Genomic DNA, 18,064 nt, shown 5'->3' with positions numbered 1-18,064 from the left:
AAGGTATTTGTCCTTGAACTTAACAAAAAGTTAGTTAAACTAACATTTGAATAACATTCGAATACAATTACAAGATAAGATTTATATATGGCTCCAGCTCCAAGATTTAGCGCAGCAGAACAAGAGAAATTAATCATTTACGCAGCAATCAAGGCTATTGAAGACAGTAGTTTATTAGATTTTTCAATGTCCGCTATTGCCAAATTGGCGGGTCTGTCTATGGGCTCTGTTTATAAATTTGTCCAATGCAAAGAAGATGTACTGATTGCCTTAGCCACTCGCATGTATCAAGAGCGACAAAGTATTTTTAAAAAAGTACTGGCTTTACCCCTGACCACACCCGAGCGCATTATTGCCACCAGCTTGTTAGATTTTTCCAAAGTACAAATGTATAACTTTGATAGTCAGCTTGAAAGCATAGTCAACACCCAAGCCATGATGAAGCGCTGCTCACAGCGTTGGTTAACACAAATGATAGCTTGCGGTGAGCGCTGCCAAACTATGTTTCAACAATTTTTACAAGCCGCCGCTGATTCCGGTGAATTAATTTCAGGTAGACGAGATATTGAAGAGATAAACATAGGCAGCTGGTCGTTATCCTTGGGTTATTTTCAAACGGTACGTGTACACCAATGCTGGCGCAACGATCTAGCTGACAAGCCAGCAGAAGAAATGTTAGCGCTTGCACCTGATAATTTACATATTCGCACCATGCAGCGCTTAGTCAATACCTATGATTGGCAGCAAAAAATAACAGATGATGGCATAAAAAAAGTATGCCTACGCCTAACAGAGGCTGGGCTTAGATAAGTTTAAAGGCCAATACCTGCACAGATTAACTATCATTAAACAACTTAACCGCACTACAGTAAAAACGCTCAAGGTATTAATTAAGCGTTTAAAAAGGGATAAAGGAACAATCATGAATCTAACTAAATGGCTTGTGGTGATAATATTATTAGCCGGCACTATTTTTGGCTTATATAGCTATAAATCATCACTACAACAAGCGGCCAAAGCCCATGCTGCCAGCATGCCTGAGCCAGCAGCAACAGTTACTGCGGTAACCGTCAGCAATATTAGTTATCAGCAGCATATTCAGATAAGTGGCGAAGTACAAGCGTTCAAGTTTTTACTGCTTATTAACGAACTTGCCGGTGAAATTACCCAGTTAAATGCCAGCTCTGGCAGTGTCGTTAAAGAAGGACAAGTGTTACTGGTATTAGACCATAGGGACGAAGATGCCCGTTTAATGGCAGCTCAAGCGACCTTGACGCTACAGCAACAGACCCTAGCGCGTAATATTGAGTTGCAGAAAAATCGCGGCATTAGTGAAGAACGCGTTGACCAAGCTCGCGCGGCAGTACAAATAGCACAAGCAGATATTGCTGTGATTACCACGGCAATAGATAAAAAAACCTTAACTGCGCCCTTTACCGCTAAGGTTGGTATTCATAACTTAGAAGTTGGCCAGTATTTAGATAAAAACAGCCAGGTACTTGAGCTTATTGGTATTAATGACTTTACTTGGATTGATTTTCATTTGCCACAACGCTATCAAGAGCTAAGTTTAGGCTCGATGGTAAAAATTAGCCCAATGAATCAAGATGCTGATTTTACAGCAAAAATTATAGCTATCGACCCTCAGTTATCACGCATTTCACGTCATTTAAAATACCGCGCACAATTGCCATCAGCAACCTTAGCATTAAAACCAAATACCTTGGTCTCTGTGATAGTGCCCATTGCTAAGCAAGCTATACTCGCCTCAGTACCTGATTTAGCGATAAAACGCGATGCCTTAGGTGACTATGTTTTTGTCTTAGAAGCTGCCGGTAAGGGTAGCTATCGCGCGAAACAAGTAGCCGTTAAACTTGGCCAGCGACAAGGTGAACGGGTAATGATACTTTCCGGCGTAACAGCAGGCCAGCTGGTTGCCAATAAAGGCGCGTTCAAATTATACCCTGGTATGAAAGTATACCTTGCCCGTGAATCTGCCCATGAAGCGGCTGATGAAACTGCCAAAGTAGCCGCTAAAGCGCCTGCTCTCGATGCAAGTACACAATAATAAGGGCTTATGATGCAAGAAAATAAACCATCGATTATGGACATCTTTGTCAAGCGACCTGTAGTCGCCATTGTTTTGTCTATTATTATTTGTATTGCCGGCCTATGGTCAGCAAGTAAAATTCCGGTACTGCAATTTCCAAAAATTGAAAGTGCCTCATTAGTAATTGAGACCTATTACATCGGCGCTGCCGCTGATGTAGTGCAAGGTTTTGTTACCGAGCCAATTGAGCGTGTTGCCGCTACTGTGCCAGGCGTTGAATATGTCGAATCGACCAGCACATCTGGCAGTTCGAAAGTTACCGCTTGGCTAAAACTCAATGAAAATTCGACCTTGGCGCTAGCTGAATTAACCGCTCGTTTAAGTCAAATTCGTTTTGAGTTACCTGCTGGCGCGCAAGACCCCATGGTATCAGTGAGTCGTGCCGATAGACCTTTTGCGGTGTTTTATTTAAATGTTCATGCCAACGGTAATGACTTATCACGCATTACCGATTATTTAATTCGCCAAGTTAATCCGATTTTAAATGCTATTGAAGGTGTACAAAGAGTTGGTATTGAGGGCGCTCGAACACCGGCAATGCGTGTCTGGTTAGATCCAGAGGCACTGCAAATATTTAACTTAAGCGCCAGTGATGTTTATCAAGCCTTAGCAGCAAACAACACCATAGCCACTTTGGGTTATGTAGAAAATAGTCGGCAAAAAATTGATATCGTTGCTAATACCCAACTCAGCAGTGTCGAAGAGTTTGAACAATTGGTGGTCAGTGAGCTAGATGGCGCGAATATCTATTTAAGAGATGTCGCAAAAATTGAGCTAGCCGCAGAAGATAGCAGTGTCACCGCTAGATTAAATGATCAAGATGCCGTTTATATTTCTATTTGGCCACTGCCTGGCGCTAATGAAATTGCCATTGGTGATAGGTTATATAAAACAGTAGCTGAGCTAAACAAAACTCTACCCAACGGTATTTCCATTGGTTATGCTTACGATGGCACCTTGTATATGCGCGATGCCTTAACTGAGATTTTTACCACCTTAGCTGAAACAGTCTTTTTAGTTGGCTTGGTAGTGGTACTACTTATGGGCTCTTTTAGAAGCGCCATAGTGCCATTAATCACCATACCTATTTCTATTTTAGGGGCTATTGCCGCTATGACTATGATGGGTTTTTCGTTAAACCTATTAACCGTGTTAGCTATCGTACTCTCGGTGGGTTTAGTGGTTGATGATGCCATTGTGGTAGTAGAAAATGTTGCCAGACTGATGCGTCAAGGCATGTCAAGATTTGATGCTGCCTTGATTAGTTCGCGCCAACTCTTGGTGCCCATTATCTCAATGACCTTAACACTGGCAGCAGTTTATGCACCTATCGGATTTTTGTCTGGTCTGACTGGGGTATTATTCAAAGAGTTCGCTTTTACCTTAGCGATTGCCGTTATTATTTCAGGGATTGTTGCCGTTACCTTATCACCCATTATGAGCGCATATGTTGCTCCTAAAGGCGGTGATGAAGGTTGGTTCACCCGTAAAGTAAATCACCTTTTTGAAAAATTGCAGAGCAGCTACGCCAAGCTGTTACATAAGATTTTTAAGTGGCAAGGACAAGTATTTCTTATTGCTCTAGTGATATCGCTACTTAATGTGCCTTTTTATCTACACTCGAAAAAAGAACTTGCGCCCATAGAAGATCAATCAATGGTCATGTTTGTTATTCAATCACCTCCTGATGCTTCGCTCGCTTATAACGTCGCACAAATGAACCCAGTAGTAGAGAGCTTGCAAGAAATAGAAGGCGGTAAGAAAGTTTGGCAGATCATCTTTGGCGGTGGTGGTTTTGGCGGTTTAGAGTTAGTCAGTGCCGATGAACGCGACTACAGCGCCCAGTCATTAGTGCCGCGTATTTACGGGAAGTTAGCACAAATACCTGGGCTGAATATGTTTCCAATTCTCCCCTCGTCTTTACCGAGTTCAGGTCAGTTTGAAATTGACATGATTGTTAAAGCCTCAGCGCCCTATAGTGAAATGAAGCAATATGCCGATCAACTTGTCGGAGCAGCCTTTGCCAGTGGACAATTTCTTTTCGCTGATACCGACTTAAAAATAGACCTGCCACAAGTGGAACTGCAATTAAATCGAGAAAAAATTGCTGATTTAGGTATGACTGTCAGACAAATTAGTGAGCAACTGAGTGTTTTATTATCGAGTAACTTTGTTAATCGCTTTGATGCTAACGGTAAAGCTTATCGCGTTATTCCCATCGTTAATGATGAAGTACGCAGTAAAACCGAAGCAATTTTATCATTGAATATTAAATTACCTACCGGCGAGCTATTACCTGTCTCAGCGGTGGCTGAGTTAAAATGGAAAACGGTGCCGAGACAACTCGGTACCTTTGCTCAACAAGCTTCGTTTAGAATTTACGGTGGTGTCGCACCGGGATCAAACAAAGAAGCAGCGTTATCAGCCCTTGAAAAGGCAGCCAAAGAAATATTACCTTTAGGCTACTCTATTGACTACGCTGGTGAATCTAGACAGTTACGCCAAGAAGGTAATACCTTAATTATGGTATTGGCGGTTTCTTTATTGATTGTTTTCTTGGTATTAGCCATACAATTTAATAGCTTTAGAGATCCCTTAGTGGTGCTGCTAGGTTGTGTACCGTTAGCGCTATCGGGTGCGTTATTAATCCCTTATATGGAATTAACCACCATTAATATTTATTCGCAAATAGGTTTGATTACCTTGATTGGCTTAATTGCTAAAAATGGTATTTTAATTGTTGAATTTGCCAACCATGCCCAAGAGCTTGGCGCCAATAAACTCACGGCGGTCACTGAAGCGGCAACGACACGGTTACGGCCTATTTTAATGACCTCAGCAGCAACAATACTCGGGCATTTTCCCTTAGTATTGGTTACTGGTGCAGGCGCAGAAGCGCGTAACAGCATAGGCATAATTTTAGTGGCTGGTATGTTTATTGGCACTATCTTTACCTTATTTATTTTACCTAGCTTTTATTTATTACTGGCGGAAACCAGGCACAAGTTGGACGAACACGAATTTGACGTATCTGAAGAAGCCCTAGAAAAAGTACTTAATTAAAGTATTTTAGCTAGTTGATAAAACCACCCACCAAGATCCTGTGGGTGGTTTTCAAGCCAAACGCTCGCTGAATAAGCGGAATGACTTTCAACCTAAAGATAAAGGCTATTCAAGCTAGTATATACCCGTTACCATTCAAGACTAATACTGTGATTTTTTATTCACTTAATTCAAAAAAACAGTGCGCTCTTAAGCAGTTTCTTATACTGTAACCTTGAGATACCCACCTATTTACTGAGCTGTTTTATCGCTATGAAACTACATCACCTTGACGGGCATATTCAAACAATTTTACTAGCTGAATATCCCGATAAGTTACTGCTGCTTGATGGTTGCTGTCGCTCAGACATCTCGGTACTAAAGCACTTTATCACACAAACCTTACAGCGTTCCTTTAGTGATATAACCTTAGTGGTGGTAACTCATATGCATCCCGATCACGCTGGCGCCGCTAATAAGATACGAGAAATAACCGGCTGTAAAATTGCCACCGCCAATGTCAGTGGCCAATGGTATTCAGGCTTAGATGGTCGGCTTATGCATCTTACCGACATACTACTGGCTAAATGGGTAGCCAAACGCATGAAAAGACCCAGTAAGAACATTTGGTATTCAAGCCAACTCAAAGCTGACTATAAATTAGATGATGGCGAGGCGTTACCCGGGTTTTCTGATTGGGTGGCCTTAGCCACTCAAGGGCATACTGATAGAGATTTATCTTTACATCACCTGCCCAGCAATAAAGTCTATGTTGCCGATTTAATGGTTAAAGTTAAAAACAAATTTATTCCGCCCTTCCCTATTTTTCACCCAAATAGGTATCGAGCATCACTGCACAAAATAATCGCGCTACAGGCCGACAGCATTATTCTTGCGCATGGCGGGGAAGTACATCTATCTGAGCATGATTTTCAACATTTATTGGCGCTAGCTCCTAAAATCCCTAGAACTCATTGGCGCTCTGTTAAGACAAAGCTCAAGAGTTTAATAAAGTTTATGCCTAAAAATAACACTATTAAGTAAAATATTAATGTACTGTAACAACTCACTAATGCAATTAATTATCAATTAGATTAAAATCATGCCTTTGACGCTATCTAAAGGATAAAGCTGTGACACCGTTAATTTTATCGGGAGCCATTTTTTTCACCCTCGCCCTGATCTTTTATTCTATTGGTATCTGGAATGACTATTGCCATAAAAAATTAAAGAAGTGGCATTTAACCATGTTTGGACTGGGAGTCATTACCGATACTATTGGCACTATCATGATGTACCTGCATGTCGGCCATCTTATCTTTACTGCTCATTCAATTTCGGGCTTCTTAGGGCTTTTCTTGATGATTTTCCATTTTTGTTGGGCATTCATCGCTATCCGGAATAATGATATAGAGCTGCAAAAAACTTTCCACCGCTTTAGCATCCTTGTTTGGGCTTTCTGGATGATTTCCTATATTTCTGGTCTGTATCTTGGGCTTAGTGGCTTAGGGAAATGATTAACCAGCAATAGTTCTGTCATCTGTGCATAGGCAAAATGGTTGAATTATTGCTGAGGTATGACAATTCTCCTTTTAAAAGCTGTCCGTATCGCCTCATTTACCCTAATAAAATACCCGTGCTAAACTCTCACCCTAGGTTAAAAAACAACACTTGGCTTGCTAACAACGACTATAAAACCTGCATTCTGATTGAATATAAATTGAAAACTGCTATACCTTAGCTACCCATTGTCGTGTTACAAGGATGCAATGTCCTATGTCTTCTGCTATTAATAACACCAAGAATTTAACCCGTAAAAATGAAATAGAGCCAGACGAACGCAGGCATGTTTGCCCGAGTACACATGCATTATGGACGCAACTGAGTGTTGCCCAGCAAGCGTCTGTCAGTTCAATGCATAATTATGGCTATGAACTTAGCTTTATTCGCACCGAAGATGAAATAACCCAGGTAGTCATGTTGCTTAATGAGGCGGTCATTGCCATTGATAAAGAAGGGACTATTAATACTCAAGTAAATATTCATATACGAAAATAGTATTTATTGCTCTCTCAAATATTATCTTCAGTCATAAATAATTGTCGGGCTATGAAAATTAAGGGAAATTAAGGAAAATTATTGAGCAATGTTTGCTGAACTGTAAAAAATGGCGAACAAACAATGAAAGTTTTACGGAAAAAATATCTTTAAGTCACAACACCAAGCAGAAGTTACCAGCCATGAAAATCAAACTTGCACTACGGTTTTCATAGCTTTAGTGATGAGGTAATTTCGTTTACAAGCTCTAGTTATAAAAACTTATACTGAACAATAGCAGCCCTTTGCTTCTTTAATGATGATGTGTGCTTTATATCCTTTGATAAGGTTATTTAACATGGTTTGTGCATATCCTGAAGTTTGTGAACAGGCTAGGCCTTGTCCATAAGGACCAAAGTAAATAATGTCTCCCAGAGCATCGAAAATAGCAACCGATGGCGTAGCGGGAATAATCTTATGTTCATGAATAACAACCTTGATGATAGTAAATTCATTATCGCTCGCTATTAAATTGATATCCTGAATATGCGCTTTACTATATTGCTGACAATCACAGTTTGGCTGAGAAAAATGTAGCACAGTATTCCCTACACCTTGCCGCCCAGGTGCTATATAGGGTGTTAACAAAGTGGCAAGTTGTTGATGACCAATGCCTAGCAGCTTATTGTCAACATCAAAGCTGACCAATTTATTCATGACAAAGTAATAAAAAGCTGCCACAGTAAAACTTAGCCAAATAATGATTATAGTAAATTGAAACTTGGTTAAGTTATTATTTAAATCGGGCAATATTATGCTCCATTTCACTTGCGGTTTTGCTTACCCTAATTGATTCTTGACCTAGTATTTCCACTTTTTCAATATCAAGCTGCACTGTACTTCGGAGCATCTCAGCACTTTTTGCAATATCCTCAGTTGTCGTTGCTTGTTGTTCAACCGCTGCTGCTACATTGATAGAAATAGCACTTGCTTGCTCAACTAAACTTGATGCTTGGGCTATTTGCTCTTGCGCTTTATTGGCACTTTCAATAACAGTAAGAACGATTTCCAGACTACTCGTCATTGAATCGGTGACTAATTTAGAATAATTCTGTAATAGAGACAAAGTCGCTCCAATTTTATCCGTACTTTCTTTCGTGCGATTAGCTAAAGCACGCACTTCATCAGCAACCACGGCAAAGCCTCGACCTTGCTCTCCAGCTCTTGCAGCTTCAATTGCCGCGTTTAATGCTAATAAGTTTGTTTGGTCTGCTATGCTAGTAATTTCTGTTAATACCTTGGCAATAGCATCGGTCGAGTTAGCCAACTCTGTTACTTGTTCACTGGTTTTTTCCAGCGCAGAAGTGAGGTTTTTGTTTTGTTCATTAATTTTAAGAATATCTTCATTTGCTGTCTGGGTGTAATTATTTGCTTCTTGCATTTGATCACTTAACTGACTGGTTTCTTCGGCAATTGAGGCAACGGTTACCGCCATTTCTTCCGCAGAGGTGGCAATAGTATCGGTTTCTTGTTGGCGTTGTGATGAAGATTTCTCCAAATCATCTTTAGTCTTCATTAAATTACTTGAATTGCTATTAAGTTCAATTACTTGCTCTTTTACCCCAGTGATGACACGATACAATAGCTCTAAGAGTTGGTTAAATGAAACTAAGGTACTATTATTGTCAGCCGTTGTTTTTATGCTCAAGTCTATCGCATTTATATCCGCGGCTATTGCCGTTGCTACCCTCGATAGCTCTTGCCCTGCTTTACTCTCTTCTGCCATTGTTTTTGCCATATATCCGGCTATAACAGCTTCTATGATGGCGTACACGGCATGAATTATTACGGTGCTAAATACCAGTCTGCCTTGGTCAAATATAAATACGCCAACATCATTGATTTGTAGGAAATAAAAAGAAACATGGTGCACCGCGATAACCAACACAGCGGTAATAAAGACTCGCCAATCTTGATAAATAATCAAACATGCCATCAAAATGAATATCTCAAAATGTACTTCTATTAGACCGTTTGCTTGATGGATATGAAGGGCGGCAAAAATCATAGTTGCAAGTGCGGACACATGCTTAGTAATTGCCGATTTAGGCGCCGTTCGATTAAAATATAAGGGTACCAATAAGGCAGGTATACCGATAACAAAAGCAGAAAGATATGAATCAAAAAGTACCGCTAACAATAGGCTCTCAGCAAATAAGGCACTAAAAAGATAACTGAATAGTTGATTAGTTTTATTCATAATTCTCTCATTCATACTGAATAATTTAAAGTCTATAAATTATAGTTTAGAATTGTTATATCGGGGTCTTATGAAAAAAGACTAGCCATTGACCTAACTAGTTATCTTGAGCTACTTTGTCGTAATCGAAGCATGATCAGGGGTAAAGGTCTGCGATGTTTTCATGGGGGGCTTTGTCGACATCAGGGCAAAATAGAATATTAAAGTAGAAATGATGTACCGAGAGCTTTAACTGCTATATGTTAGCTAGCTTAACCTTTTATGATTGATAAAATGTATGGCGTTAAAAGCAAATTTAAGAGATTTCCTTGACGAAGAAGGTAACGTACTAGAGCTTACTGAACAAGCAAAAACGGTTTTCAAATTTCTGACCAAAATTGTGTCATCGATTTCTGAAAATATAGAGCAACCACTCATTGATGTTGATTTACAATGCAACAGCCGAGCTGATGAACTTTTTTGTCTAGGGGGCATTGCGGCAACAGGTATTGCCCTGGGTTTGATTGAATGGCATTGCGACACTTGTGAAGCCTCTGGAACGATCTCACATTGGCAAGGAAGCCTGTGGGACAGGCAAGAGCGCACAATCCATTAATCCACAATGCATTTACGACAAGTTTAGTGACCAACAAAACGGGGTAATGATATACATCAGTAGTGAGATTATCTCAACAAGAAAACTAAGCAAAACTAACTGTTTCAGCAGTGATGGTTCTTGAACTAAATCTAAGTTCAAGCCATCAGGTTGAGAGCCATTAAGAAGGTGTCGAGACAGAACAATATTAACGTTCACTCTGTGATATTAGAGAACCTTAACTTTTAGCCAATGAATAGAAGAATATAAAAGACACCCACTCAAATGGAAATAATGAGTGACTCTACTATGCTTAAATAATAATCAATAAGTTTCCATTGAGAGTTATTATGGCCACGGCAAGAAAACAACAAATAAGCTTAGTTGACACGCCTTATTATCATAAGAATATAAAAAGAATATAAAAGACATCCACTCAAAGAAGAATATAAAAGACACCCACTCAAAGAAGAATATAAAAGACACCCACTCAAATGGAAATAATGAGTGACTCTACTATGCTTAAATAATAATCAATAAGTTTCCATTGAGAGTTATTATGGCCACGGCAAGAAAACAACAAATAAGCTTAGTTGACACGCCTTATTATCATTGTGTATCTCGTTGTGTTCGGCGGGCATATCTGTGTGGTGAAGATAAGCACACCGGGCAAAGTTATGAGCATAGACGTGGTTGGGTCGCCGATAAACTACAGGTATTAAGTGAGGGAATATAAAAGACACCCACTCAAATGGAAATAATGAGTGACTCTACTATGCTTAAATAATAATCAATAAGTTTCCATTGAGAGTTATTATGGCCACGGCAAGAAAACAACAAATAAGCTTAGTTGACACGCCTTATTATCATTGTGTATCTCGTTGTGTTCGGCGGGCATATCTGTGTGGTGAAGATAAGCACACCGGGCAAAGTTATGAGCATAGACGTGGTTGGGTCGCCGATAAACTACAGGTATTAAGTGAGGTGTTTGCGATTGATGTCTGTGCTTATGCGGTCATGAGTAATCATACCCATTTGGTATTATTTATTGATGAGCAGCAAGCTAAGTCATGGACAATGCATGAAGTGATTAGCCGTTGGCATCGGTTATTTAAAGGTACCTTGCTAACCCAGCAATATTTACGGGGTGAGCCACTCATTGACACACTACAACAAGTCGTCGAACAAACCACCAAGGTTTACCGTCAGCGCCTGATGGATATCAGTTGGTTTATGCGTATTTTAAATGAAACTATCGCTAAACAAGCCAATCTTGAAGATGGGTGTACCGGCAGGTTTTGGGAAGGACGTTTTAAATCTCAAGCCTTGCTTGATGAAGCGGCGTTAATCGCTTGTATGGCTTATGTCGATTTAAACCCAATTAGAGCTAAGGTAGCTAAAACCCCAGAAACATCCAACTACACCAGCATTCAACGACGAATAAAAGCGGCGATTAAGGGTGAACAAGCCCAACAACTACTGCCCTTTATCGGTAACCCAAGAAAGAACATGCCTACAGGTTTACCGTTTGAATTAAGTGACTATATACAATTGGTTGATGTAACTGGTCGTTGTATTCGAGCCGATAAACGCGGTTATATTGACAAAGATCAACCTGAAATATTAACCCGCTTAGGCATAAGTCACGAAAACTGGTTGGTGTTAACTACACAATTTAGGCAGTGTTTCCATGGCGCAGTGGGTAGAGCGCAAGCACTCACGGATTTTTGTGAGCATCAGCACTTAAAAAAACGCGCAACGGTGTCAATTTGCCAAAAGTTGCTTGCTTAATAATCCATATAACTCATCGGGATAAATTACTCACTTAAGGCTAGTTGTGCCTTTAATTTGATGAATTCTCTGTTTTTTTGCATTGTTATTAATATTCTATTCGACACAATAAAAATCAAAGAAACCACTTCTCAATGTAAATCAGTAACGCAGATTTATTGAACTTATGTATTAATTATTTTGAGTGGGTGTCTGGTGTTTTGTTTAAAAATCAAAGAAACCACTTCTCAATGTCAATCAGTAACGCAGATTTATTGAACTTATGTATTAATTATTTTGAGTGGGTGTCTGGTGTTTTGGTGTTTTTGAGCTAAAGTTTAAATCAGTTTGATAAATTCCAACGCTACCTTGAAGATGGCAGACTATCGATTGATAACAATCGAGCAGAGCGGGCAACAAAACCGTTTGTGATAGGTCGCAAGGCATGGCTGTTCAAATACATGCAATGGCGCTCATGCGAGTGCTATTCTCTATAGTCTCGTTGAAACGGCTAAGGCTAATGGCCTAGTCGTGCATGATTATATCTCAAGATGCTTGCAACATATTGTTGAGCAACCAAACAACCTTGAACCGCTGTTACCATGGAATATTGAGCGCGGCTAGGTGCCGTTCCCTATACGCTTACTCAACATTCTAAATGTAACTTGCTAATCGATCGCTATATTCTTTAGGATCGGTATCAATACTCTATACTTTATCTCTCTAAGCATACGTAGTTCTCCTGCTTTTTGATCGTTCACTGGAGCTTTAACCACCAGATCGTAGAGAGCATCAAACTCACGTTCAATTATATCGACCATATTAGCAGTCTCTTTTTTCATGATCTTTAATGGCAAACCAATTTCGCCAGCAAAAACTTCAAGGTCAGCATATGCAACGTCTTCAAACCTCTCTTTACCACCAATGGCAATAGATAACTTTTCGTTTAATGTCTTATGAGGTTCTGCGTAAATGACAGTACTCAATAAATCATAAAATGGTGACAATACTGAACCTTTCCCCACTTGATAAAAACTCAAGTTCTTTAGATGTGCATCACCATTACCAATAAGCAGATTAAATAATACCCACTTATAAAGCCTCATTATTGTTATTGCCTTTGGCCTAGACGCAGCAATCACCTTTTTGTAGGTCTCCACGTTTGATAACGTGTACTTGCCACCTTTACCCACCCCCATTAATTGACAAGCATCTATAATATGAATTCTTTCATGTTTAGGAAACTCTCCCTGTCTATCAAACCTTTCAATTAAATAAATGGGTTCAGGCGTATAGAGTATACGAACAGGTGGCACATCAAGACCAACGGCATCAGCTAACATCATTACAAACCACTCATTCATTGTAGTTTGCCAATATTCTTCTGGAACTGAATGATCAGGCTTTAAGATGTGAGTTGAAGGCATCGAGAAATTCGGCTCGAAAATTTCATCACCTTGCATGATCACCAACATTTTATGTTGGGCACCGGCAAGTGACATTCGCTTAGTCTTTTTATTATTTAAAGGATACTTTGGTAGATTCTTGATCCGATCATTTAATTCTTCATTTGAAAGCAACTCCATCGTTCGTTTTGGAAGTAACATATCTTCTGAAGTGATCGTCAAAGCACCAGCTGACTCTTTACCAGATTTTTGCAAAATTAAAAAAGTATCGTATATATCTTTTACTTCTAGATCATTGGCAAGCAACTGACGAGCATTTTCTTCGGGCAGTAGGTTGTCAAAAAAGTGTTGGATAGGGCGCGTTGAACTGCCATCAATTTGCTTTTCAACATTAAGTGGTATGTCAGGACAAAGCGCGTAAGAACCTTCTGTTTCTAACCATGACAGCTCGTATTGGAAAGCCCAAATATTTTTCTCATCAAAGAGTACTCCCATCAGACTGTCGTTAGCATAAACGTTTAGCTTTCTAACTGTCATTGAAACGCTCTCATTACAAATGTATTCTTACCGTCTTTACTTGTTGCCTTTTCTACATTCACGCCAGCGTCATGTAAGGATTTATATAACCTGCGTTTCAAATTATTATCATGGGGTATTGGAATATCGATAGACAACTTTATACCTAGCGTATCCAACACTTCTAATACACGGCCTATTTCAACCGTTGTCTTGCCGTTTTCAAATTGACTGACAAAGTTGATCCCATTACTCGAAAATGCACCCAATGTCGCTTGATCAAAACCTTGGCTTTTCCTGATCAATTTACTGACAGAGCCAAGCTGTTTAACCGACTGTATTTGAATTTCCATAAACCACCTATATTTCACGCGTATGCATGAATTATAGCCTTACAATCAAAAAGATCAATTGTTTTCACTCGTTCAAGTGAATTCAGCCGATCGACTTAATTTAATCAGAAAACATGTGTATTTTAGTATCTTTCACCCGTTCGTGTGAATTTATCTCCAAGTAGTTCACAAGGTTATTGATAAGTTTGATAAAACCACTCAAAAAGTCAAAAAGAAAATAACCGGTTCGCAGCTTAGTTATCTGCCAATAATCCCACTTTTGACATAATTATCCCACGCTAAACAATCAAGGTACCATCATGAAATCAAGTACGAATTCCGTAAACACCTCAGTGAAAAAGTACAAACATCAATCAGAGCCTTAGCCGCTCGCTGTGCCAAAAGCCATAATCTCGACCCATCTGTTATTGATAGTTTAGCTACTGGCGTTATCGATCGTATAAACACATTTGGTAGTGATGAAGTCATTGCTTTGACCCCAAAGCAACAAGGCGCAGTGATTAAGGTAGCCCAGAGTCCGCTTTCAGATCATATACCTGACTTTACCTAGATTTCTGCTTTAGTCGGCTCTGTGGTAAATGCGGTCATGCTTGCTCGTGGCATTAGTGAATATTGTGCAAAACACATCAAGCTCATTTTGTGTCCAAAAGTTTCATTAGTAATGTCTATCCACACAGGTACAAACGCACGAATAATCATCCAGAACAAATAAAATAGAGCTTATACTTTATAAATAGCTTTACTTATATAGAGTTCTTGCTCTATAGTACACTTGTTCTTAAGCGAACACTTATTGTAATAATTTTTTGTAGCTTCCCCATAAGCTAACTATGCCGATGTAATTCTTAACTATTTATTAGTGGAGATATTATCATCGGCTTTTTTATGTCTTAAAATTAGCAAATAGTACTGTTTGCTCTTTTAAGCCCTGCTAAGGTGAGCCCTTTAATAGATAACTTCCCCGACACCACGGGTAAAATCACCTTAATGGGGTAACTTGCTCTTACATCTTTAATGGTAAGTTAGCGTTATTTTTCGCTAATGCCCCCATATTAAAATACAACTGCCTAGTTCAGCGTTAGCTAACCACGTAAACTATAGGCACTATATTCATCAGCTAGTTATGTTACTTACATCTAACTAGCAGAAACTAAGGGACCTTATGTCTGAACATTCCTCAAACAGCGCACTAAAAGACACAGACTCAAGACCAAAGCATCAAGATAAAAAAATAGCCATACTCTTTGAACTTTTGCAATTTATTCGTCCCTATAATGGTCAGGTGTTAGCGGCCTTTATCGCCCTTATTTTTACTGCTGGGGTAATGTTGTCCGTTGGGCAAGGCGTTAGAATGCTTATTGATGAGGGCTTTGCTCAACAGTCAATTGAACAATTACAGCACGCGGTGCTCTTTATCTTAGCCATCATAGTATTAATTGCCGGCGGTACCTTTGCCCGTTTTTATCTAGTTTCATGGATAGGTGAGCGAGTGAGTGCTGATATGCGTTTGGCGGTGTTTAATCATGTCATAACCTTGCACCCGAGCTACTTTGAGACCCATGGCAGCGGCGATATCATGTCGCGTATCACCACTGACACCACTTTATTACAAAGTATTATTGGCTCTTCATTTTCCATGGCGATTCGCAGTGTATTAATGCTTATTGGCGCCTTGGTAATGCTATTTGCCACCAATATTAAATTAACCGTTATTGTTTTAATAGCCGTGCCGTTTATTTTGGTGCCTATTTTATTTTATGGCCGTAAAGTAAGAAAATTATCACGTAAAAGCCAAGATTCCATGGCCGATGTTGGCAGCTATGCTGGTGAAGCCATTGAACATATTAAAACAGTGCAAAGTTATACCCATGAACAGCATGAAAGACGCGCGTTTGCTGTGGAAGTTGAAAAGTCATTTGAGATTGGCCGTAGCCGCATACAGCAACGCGCCACGTTAATAGCCGGTGTTATTATTATTGTTTTTGGCGCTATTACCGGCATGTTATGGGTCGGTGGCAGCGATGTTATTCAAGGTAAAATGAGCGGTGGTGATTTAGGCGCTTTTGTATTTTATGCTATTTTAGTTGCATCTTCTTTAGCAACTATTTCAGAAGTTTTAGGGGAATTACAACGTGCCGCCGGTGCGACCGAGAGATTAATTGAGATTTTACAAGTTGAAAGCCATATTCTTCCCCCTGTTGACAATATTATCTCAGCAAAAAAACTCTCCGCAGAAATCGCCTTTGAGGAAGTGAGCTTTAATTACCCTTCAAGGCCAGATCAATCTGCAACCAGGGGGCTAAATTTAATTGCTGAACAAGGAAAAGTATTGGCTTTAGTGGGTCCCTCCGGCGCAGGAAAAACCACATTATTCGAACTGCTGCAGCGCTTTTATGATCCACAAGCTGGCCGTATTACCTTGGGCGGGATTGATATACGTCAACTTGATCCAAAAGATCTTCGCCAAAAAATGGCGCTAGTGCCGCAACAACCCGCACTATTTAGCAGTGATGTTTTTCATAATATACGCTACGGAAAACCTGATGCTAGCGATGAAGAAGTGATCTCAGCGGCTAAAAAAGCCCATGCTCATGAATTTATAAGTCAATTACCACAAGGCTACAATAGCTTTTTAGGTGAGCGCGGTGTACGTCTGTCTGGGGGGCAACGTCAGCGTATAGCTATCGCTCGTGCAATATTAAAAGACCCAGATATTTTATTATTAGACGAAGCGACTAGTGCCCTTGATAGTGAAAGTGAACATCATGTGCAACAAGCTTTAGAGGAATTAATGCGTGGCCGTACTACCATTATTATTGCTCATCGCTTTTCAACCATACAACACGCTGATAAAATTGCCGTATTAGATCAAGGCCAGTTAGTTGATATCGGTGATCACCAATCATTATTGCAAACGTGTGACTTATATCAGCGATTAGTGGAGTTACAGTTTAAAAAAATAAGCTAACTTCACTTAAAAAATTCAGGACGAGACACCTATGCAAAAAAAAAGGAGAACCGCTAAAGCGTTCTCCTTTTTTCATTTTAGATTAGTCGATTGAGTTGGTTTTATTAATTTTGAAAATCTTCGGGTAAGATATTTTCATCTTCATCGTCTAAATCACCAGCTTCAGGCAAGTCATAATCTTGGGCTTCTTGTTCAAGCCAATCACAAATAATGGTATCAGCTTGTTCTTTGCCAGTATATTTTAGTGATGAGAAAGCTTGTACTCTAATATCGGCATTTAATAGCGCTAATGCTTTTTTAACGCTAAGCACCTCAGCACTACGTTTACCTTGTGATAACTTGTCACACTTAGTTAACAAGACTAACACGGCTAATTCACTATCTGCCGCCCATTGGATTAAATCCATATCTAAGTCTTTTAGCGGATGACGTATATCCATTAAAATAACTAAACCTTTTAAGCATTTACGTTTTTCTAGATATTCACCTAATGCTTTTTGCCATTTTTTCTTCATTTCTAATGGCACTTTGGCAAAACCATAACCAGGTAAATCAATAAGGCGTCGATTCTCTGCCACTTCAAATACGTTAATCAGCTGAGTTCGACCTGGGGTTTTACTTATGCGCGCTAAACCTCGTTGATTGGTTAGCGTATTCAAAGCGCTTGATTTACCGGCATTAGAGCGACCCGCAAAGGCGACTTCGATACCAGAATCAGCTGGTAAACGACGAATATCTGGAGCGCTAATGGTAAAGGTGGCTTTACTTAAATGTATCTTTGTAGAAGACAAGGGCTTAACTCGTTTAAAATTTTCGCCATTATAGCGTTTTTTTACCGCTTTTATTATCAAAAAAATGCACAAATCAGTGAAATAAGCTATTTTTTTGCTGGATTTCGCCTCACCACTATTACAAGGTGCTAATATTCGTGTAAAATGCCGACACATCCATCATACTTTTTTATCATTTTTTAATTACATAGCGATTATATTATTCGAGCAGCTAGGTAATTAATGACAAGCAGAGAG

The 18,064-nt window shown here is 39.6% G+C and carries 14 protein-coding genes and 2 pseudogenes; 11 read left to right on the top strand and 5 right to left on the bottom strand.

Annotated features, from left to right (window positions below; all coding sequences use genetic code 11):
• Positions 1-87: 87 nt before the first annotated feature.
• From CMT41_RS01300 to CMT41_RS01275, 6 genes are all read left to right on the top strand, one after another.
• Complete coding sequence (locus tag CMT41_RS01300) at positions 88-810, top strand: TetR/AcrR family transcriptional regulator (RefSeq protein WP_057179370.1); 723 nt, start codon at positions 88-90, stop codon at positions 808-810.
• A gap of 112 nt (positions 811-922) precedes the next feature.
• Positions 923-2,068 (top strand): efflux RND transporter periplasmic adaptor subunit, encoded by a 1,146-nt coding sequence (locus CMT41_RS01295; protein ID WP_058026133.1) that lies wholly within the window; start codon positions 923-925, stop codon positions 2,066-2,068.
• A gap of 12 nt (positions 2,069-2,080) precedes the next feature.
• On the top strand, positions 2,081-5,173 hold the full coding sequence (locus tag CMT41_RS01290; RefSeq protein ID WP_058026132.1) for an efflux RND transporter permease subunit: 3,093 nt from the start codon (positions 2,081-2,083) through the stop codon (positions 5,171-5,173).
• Between the two features lie 252 nt (positions 5,174-5,425).
• The gene (locus CMT41_RS01285; protein ID WP_058026131.1) at positions 5,426-6,196 is read left to right on the top strand and encodes an MBL fold metallo-hydrolase; all 771 of its coding nucleotides are present in this window, start codon (positions 5,426-5,428) and stop codon (positions 6,194-6,196) included.
• Between the two features lie 89 nt (positions 6,197-6,285).
• Positions 6,286-6,669 carry an HsmA family protein gene (locus CMT41_RS01280; protein WP_058026130.1) on the top strand — a complete coding sequence of 128 codons (384 nt, stop codon included), beginning with the start codon at positions 6,286-6,288 and terminating at the stop codon, positions 6,667-6,669.
• Positions 6,670-6,928: 259 nt separating this feature from the next.
• Positions 6,929-7,210, top strand: a complete 282-nt coding sequence (locus CMT41_RS01275) for a hypothetical protein (protein WP_058026129.1) — start codon at positions 6,929-6,931, stop codon at positions 7,208-7,210.
• 261 nt (positions 7,211-7,471) lie between these two features.
• Here CMT41_RS01275 and CMT41_RS01270 read toward each other — a convergent pair whose 3' ends face one another.
• Positions 7,472-7,999 carry a DUF6436 domain-containing protein gene (locus tag CMT41_RS01270; protein ID WP_058026128.1) on the bottom strand — a complete coding sequence of 176 codons (528 nt, stop codon included), beginning with the start codon at positions 7,997-7,999 and terminating at the stop codon, positions 7,472-7,474.
• Positions 7,983-9,449: a methyl-accepting chemotaxis protein gene (locus CMT41_RS01265; RefSeq protein ID WP_058026127.1), complete on the bottom strand. Its 1,467-nt coding sequence runs from the start codon at positions 9,447-9,449 to the stop codon at positions 7,983-7,985. Before CMT41_RS01265 ends, CMT41_RS01270 begins: the two co-directional genes overlap by 17 nt.
• 277 nt (positions 9,450-9,726) lie before the next feature.
• On the opposite strand from CMT41_RS01265, the gene CMT41_RS01260 reads away from it, so the two are divergent.
• From CMT41_RS01260 to CMT41_RS18430, 4 genes and pseudogenes are all read left to right on the top strand, one after another.
• Positions 9,727-10,044, top strand: coding sequence for a hypothetical protein (locus CMT41_RS01260; protein ID WP_058026126.1), 318 nt, complete (start codon positions 9,727-9,729; stop codon positions 10,042-10,044).
• A gap of 538 nt (positions 10,045-10,582) precedes the next feature.
• Positions 10,583-10,750: pseudogene (locus CMT41_RS18435) on the top strand (transposase); the annotation flags it as partial.
• Between the two features lie 89 nt (positions 10,751-10,839).
• A complete protein-coding gene (locus CMT41_RS01255; protein ID WP_058026125.1) occupies positions 10,840-11,814 on the top strand; it encodes a transposase in 975 nt (324 codons plus the stop codon).
• A gap of 323 nt (positions 11,815-12,137) precedes the next feature.
• Positions 12,138-12,417, top strand: a pseudogene (locus CMT41_RS18430) (IS66 family transposase); the annotation flags it as partial.
• 44 nt (positions 12,418-12,461) lie between these two features.
• Here CMT41_RS18430 and CMT41_RS01250 read toward each other — a convergent pair.
• Positions 12,462-13,736: a HipA domain-containing protein gene (locus CMT41_RS01250; protein WP_058026124.1), complete on the bottom strand. Its 1,275-nt coding sequence runs from the start codon at positions 13,734-13,736 to the stop codon at positions 12,462-12,464.
• Positions 13,733-14,068: a helix-turn-helix transcriptional regulator gene (locus CMT41_RS19305; protein ID WP_197410232.1), complete on the bottom strand. Its 336-nt coding sequence runs from the start codon at positions 14,066-14,068 to the stop codon at positions 13,733-13,735. The genes CMT41_RS01250 and CMT41_RS19305 overlap by 4 nt, the downstream gene beginning before the upstream one ends.
• A 1,162-nt stretch (positions 14,069-15,230) precedes the next feature.
• On the opposite strand from CMT41_RS19305, the gene CMT41_RS01240 reads away from it, so the two are divergent.
• Complete coding sequence (locus tag CMT41_RS01240) at positions 15,231-17,036, top strand: ABC transporter ATP-binding protein/permease (protein ID WP_057179347.1); 1,806 nt, start codon at positions 15,231-15,233, stop codon at positions 17,034-17,036.
• Positions 17,037-17,140: 104 nt separating this feature from the next.
• Here the strand turns inward: CMT41_RS01240 and yihA are convergent, their stop codons facing one another.
• Positions 17,141-17,827, bottom strand: a complete 687-nt coding sequence (gene yihA / locus CMT41_RS01235; RefSeq protein WP_057179361.1) for a ribosome biogenesis GTP-binding protein YihA/YsxC — start codon at positions 17,825-17,827, stop codon at positions 17,141-17,143.
• Positions 17,828-18,064: the final 237 nt, after the last annotated feature.

The organism is Colwellia sp. MT41 (genome assembly GCF_001444365.1).
GTDB lineage: Bacteria > Pseudomonadota > Gammaproteobacteria > Enterobacterales > Alteromonadaceae > Colwellia > Colwellia marinimaniae.
The sequence above is the reverse complement of the archived record's forward strand: the minus strand, read 5'-3'. Positions and strand labels throughout refer to the sequence as shown.

Excerpts from the sequence above, each read along its gene's own strand:
- CMT41_RS01285 (WP_058026131.1), top strand. The coding sequence starts at position 5,426 with ATGAAACTACATCACCTTGACGGGCATATTCAAACAATTTTACTAGCT.
- CMT41_RS01260 (WP_058026126.1), top strand. The coding sequence starts at position 9,727 with ATGGCGTTAAAAGCAAATTTAAGAGATTTCCTTGACGAAGAAGGTAAC.
- CMT41_RS01250 (WP_058026124.1), bottom strand. The coding sequence starts at position 13,736 with ATGACAGTTAGAAAGCTAAACGTTTATGCTAACGACAGTCTGATGGGA.
- CMT41_RS01275 (WP_058026129.1), top strand. The coding sequence starts at position 6,929 with ATGTCTTCTGCTATTAATAACACCAAGAATTTAACCCGTAAAAATGAA.
- CMT41_RS01240 (WP_057179347.1), top strand. The coding sequence starts at position 15,231 with ATGTCTGAACATTCCTCAAACAGCGCACTAAAAGACACAGACTCAAGA.
- CMT41_RS01295 (WP_058026133.1), top strand. The coding sequence starts at position 923 with ATGAATCTAACTAAATGGCTTGTGGTGATAATATTATTAGCCGGCACT.
- CMT41_RS01265 (WP_058026127.1), bottom strand. The coding sequence starts at position 9,449 with ATGAATAAAACTAATCAACTATTCAGTTATCTTTTTAGTGCCTTATTT.
- CMT41_RS19305 (WP_197410232.1), bottom strand. The coding sequence starts at position 14,068 with ATGGAAATTCAAATACAGTCGGTTAAACAGCTTGGCTCTGTCAGTAAA.
- CMT41_RS01300 (WP_057179370.1), top strand. The coding sequence starts at position 88 with ATGGCTCCAGCTCCAAGATTTAGCGCAGCAGAACAAGAGAAATTAATC.
- CMT41_RS01290 (WP_058026132.1), top strand. The coding sequence starts at position 2,081 with ATGCAAGAAAATAAACCATCGATTATGGACATCTTTGTCAAGCGACCT.
- CMT41_RS01255 (WP_058026125.1), top strand. The coding sequence starts at position 10,840 with ATGGCCACGGCAAGAAAACAACAAATAAGCTTAGTTGACACGCCTTAT.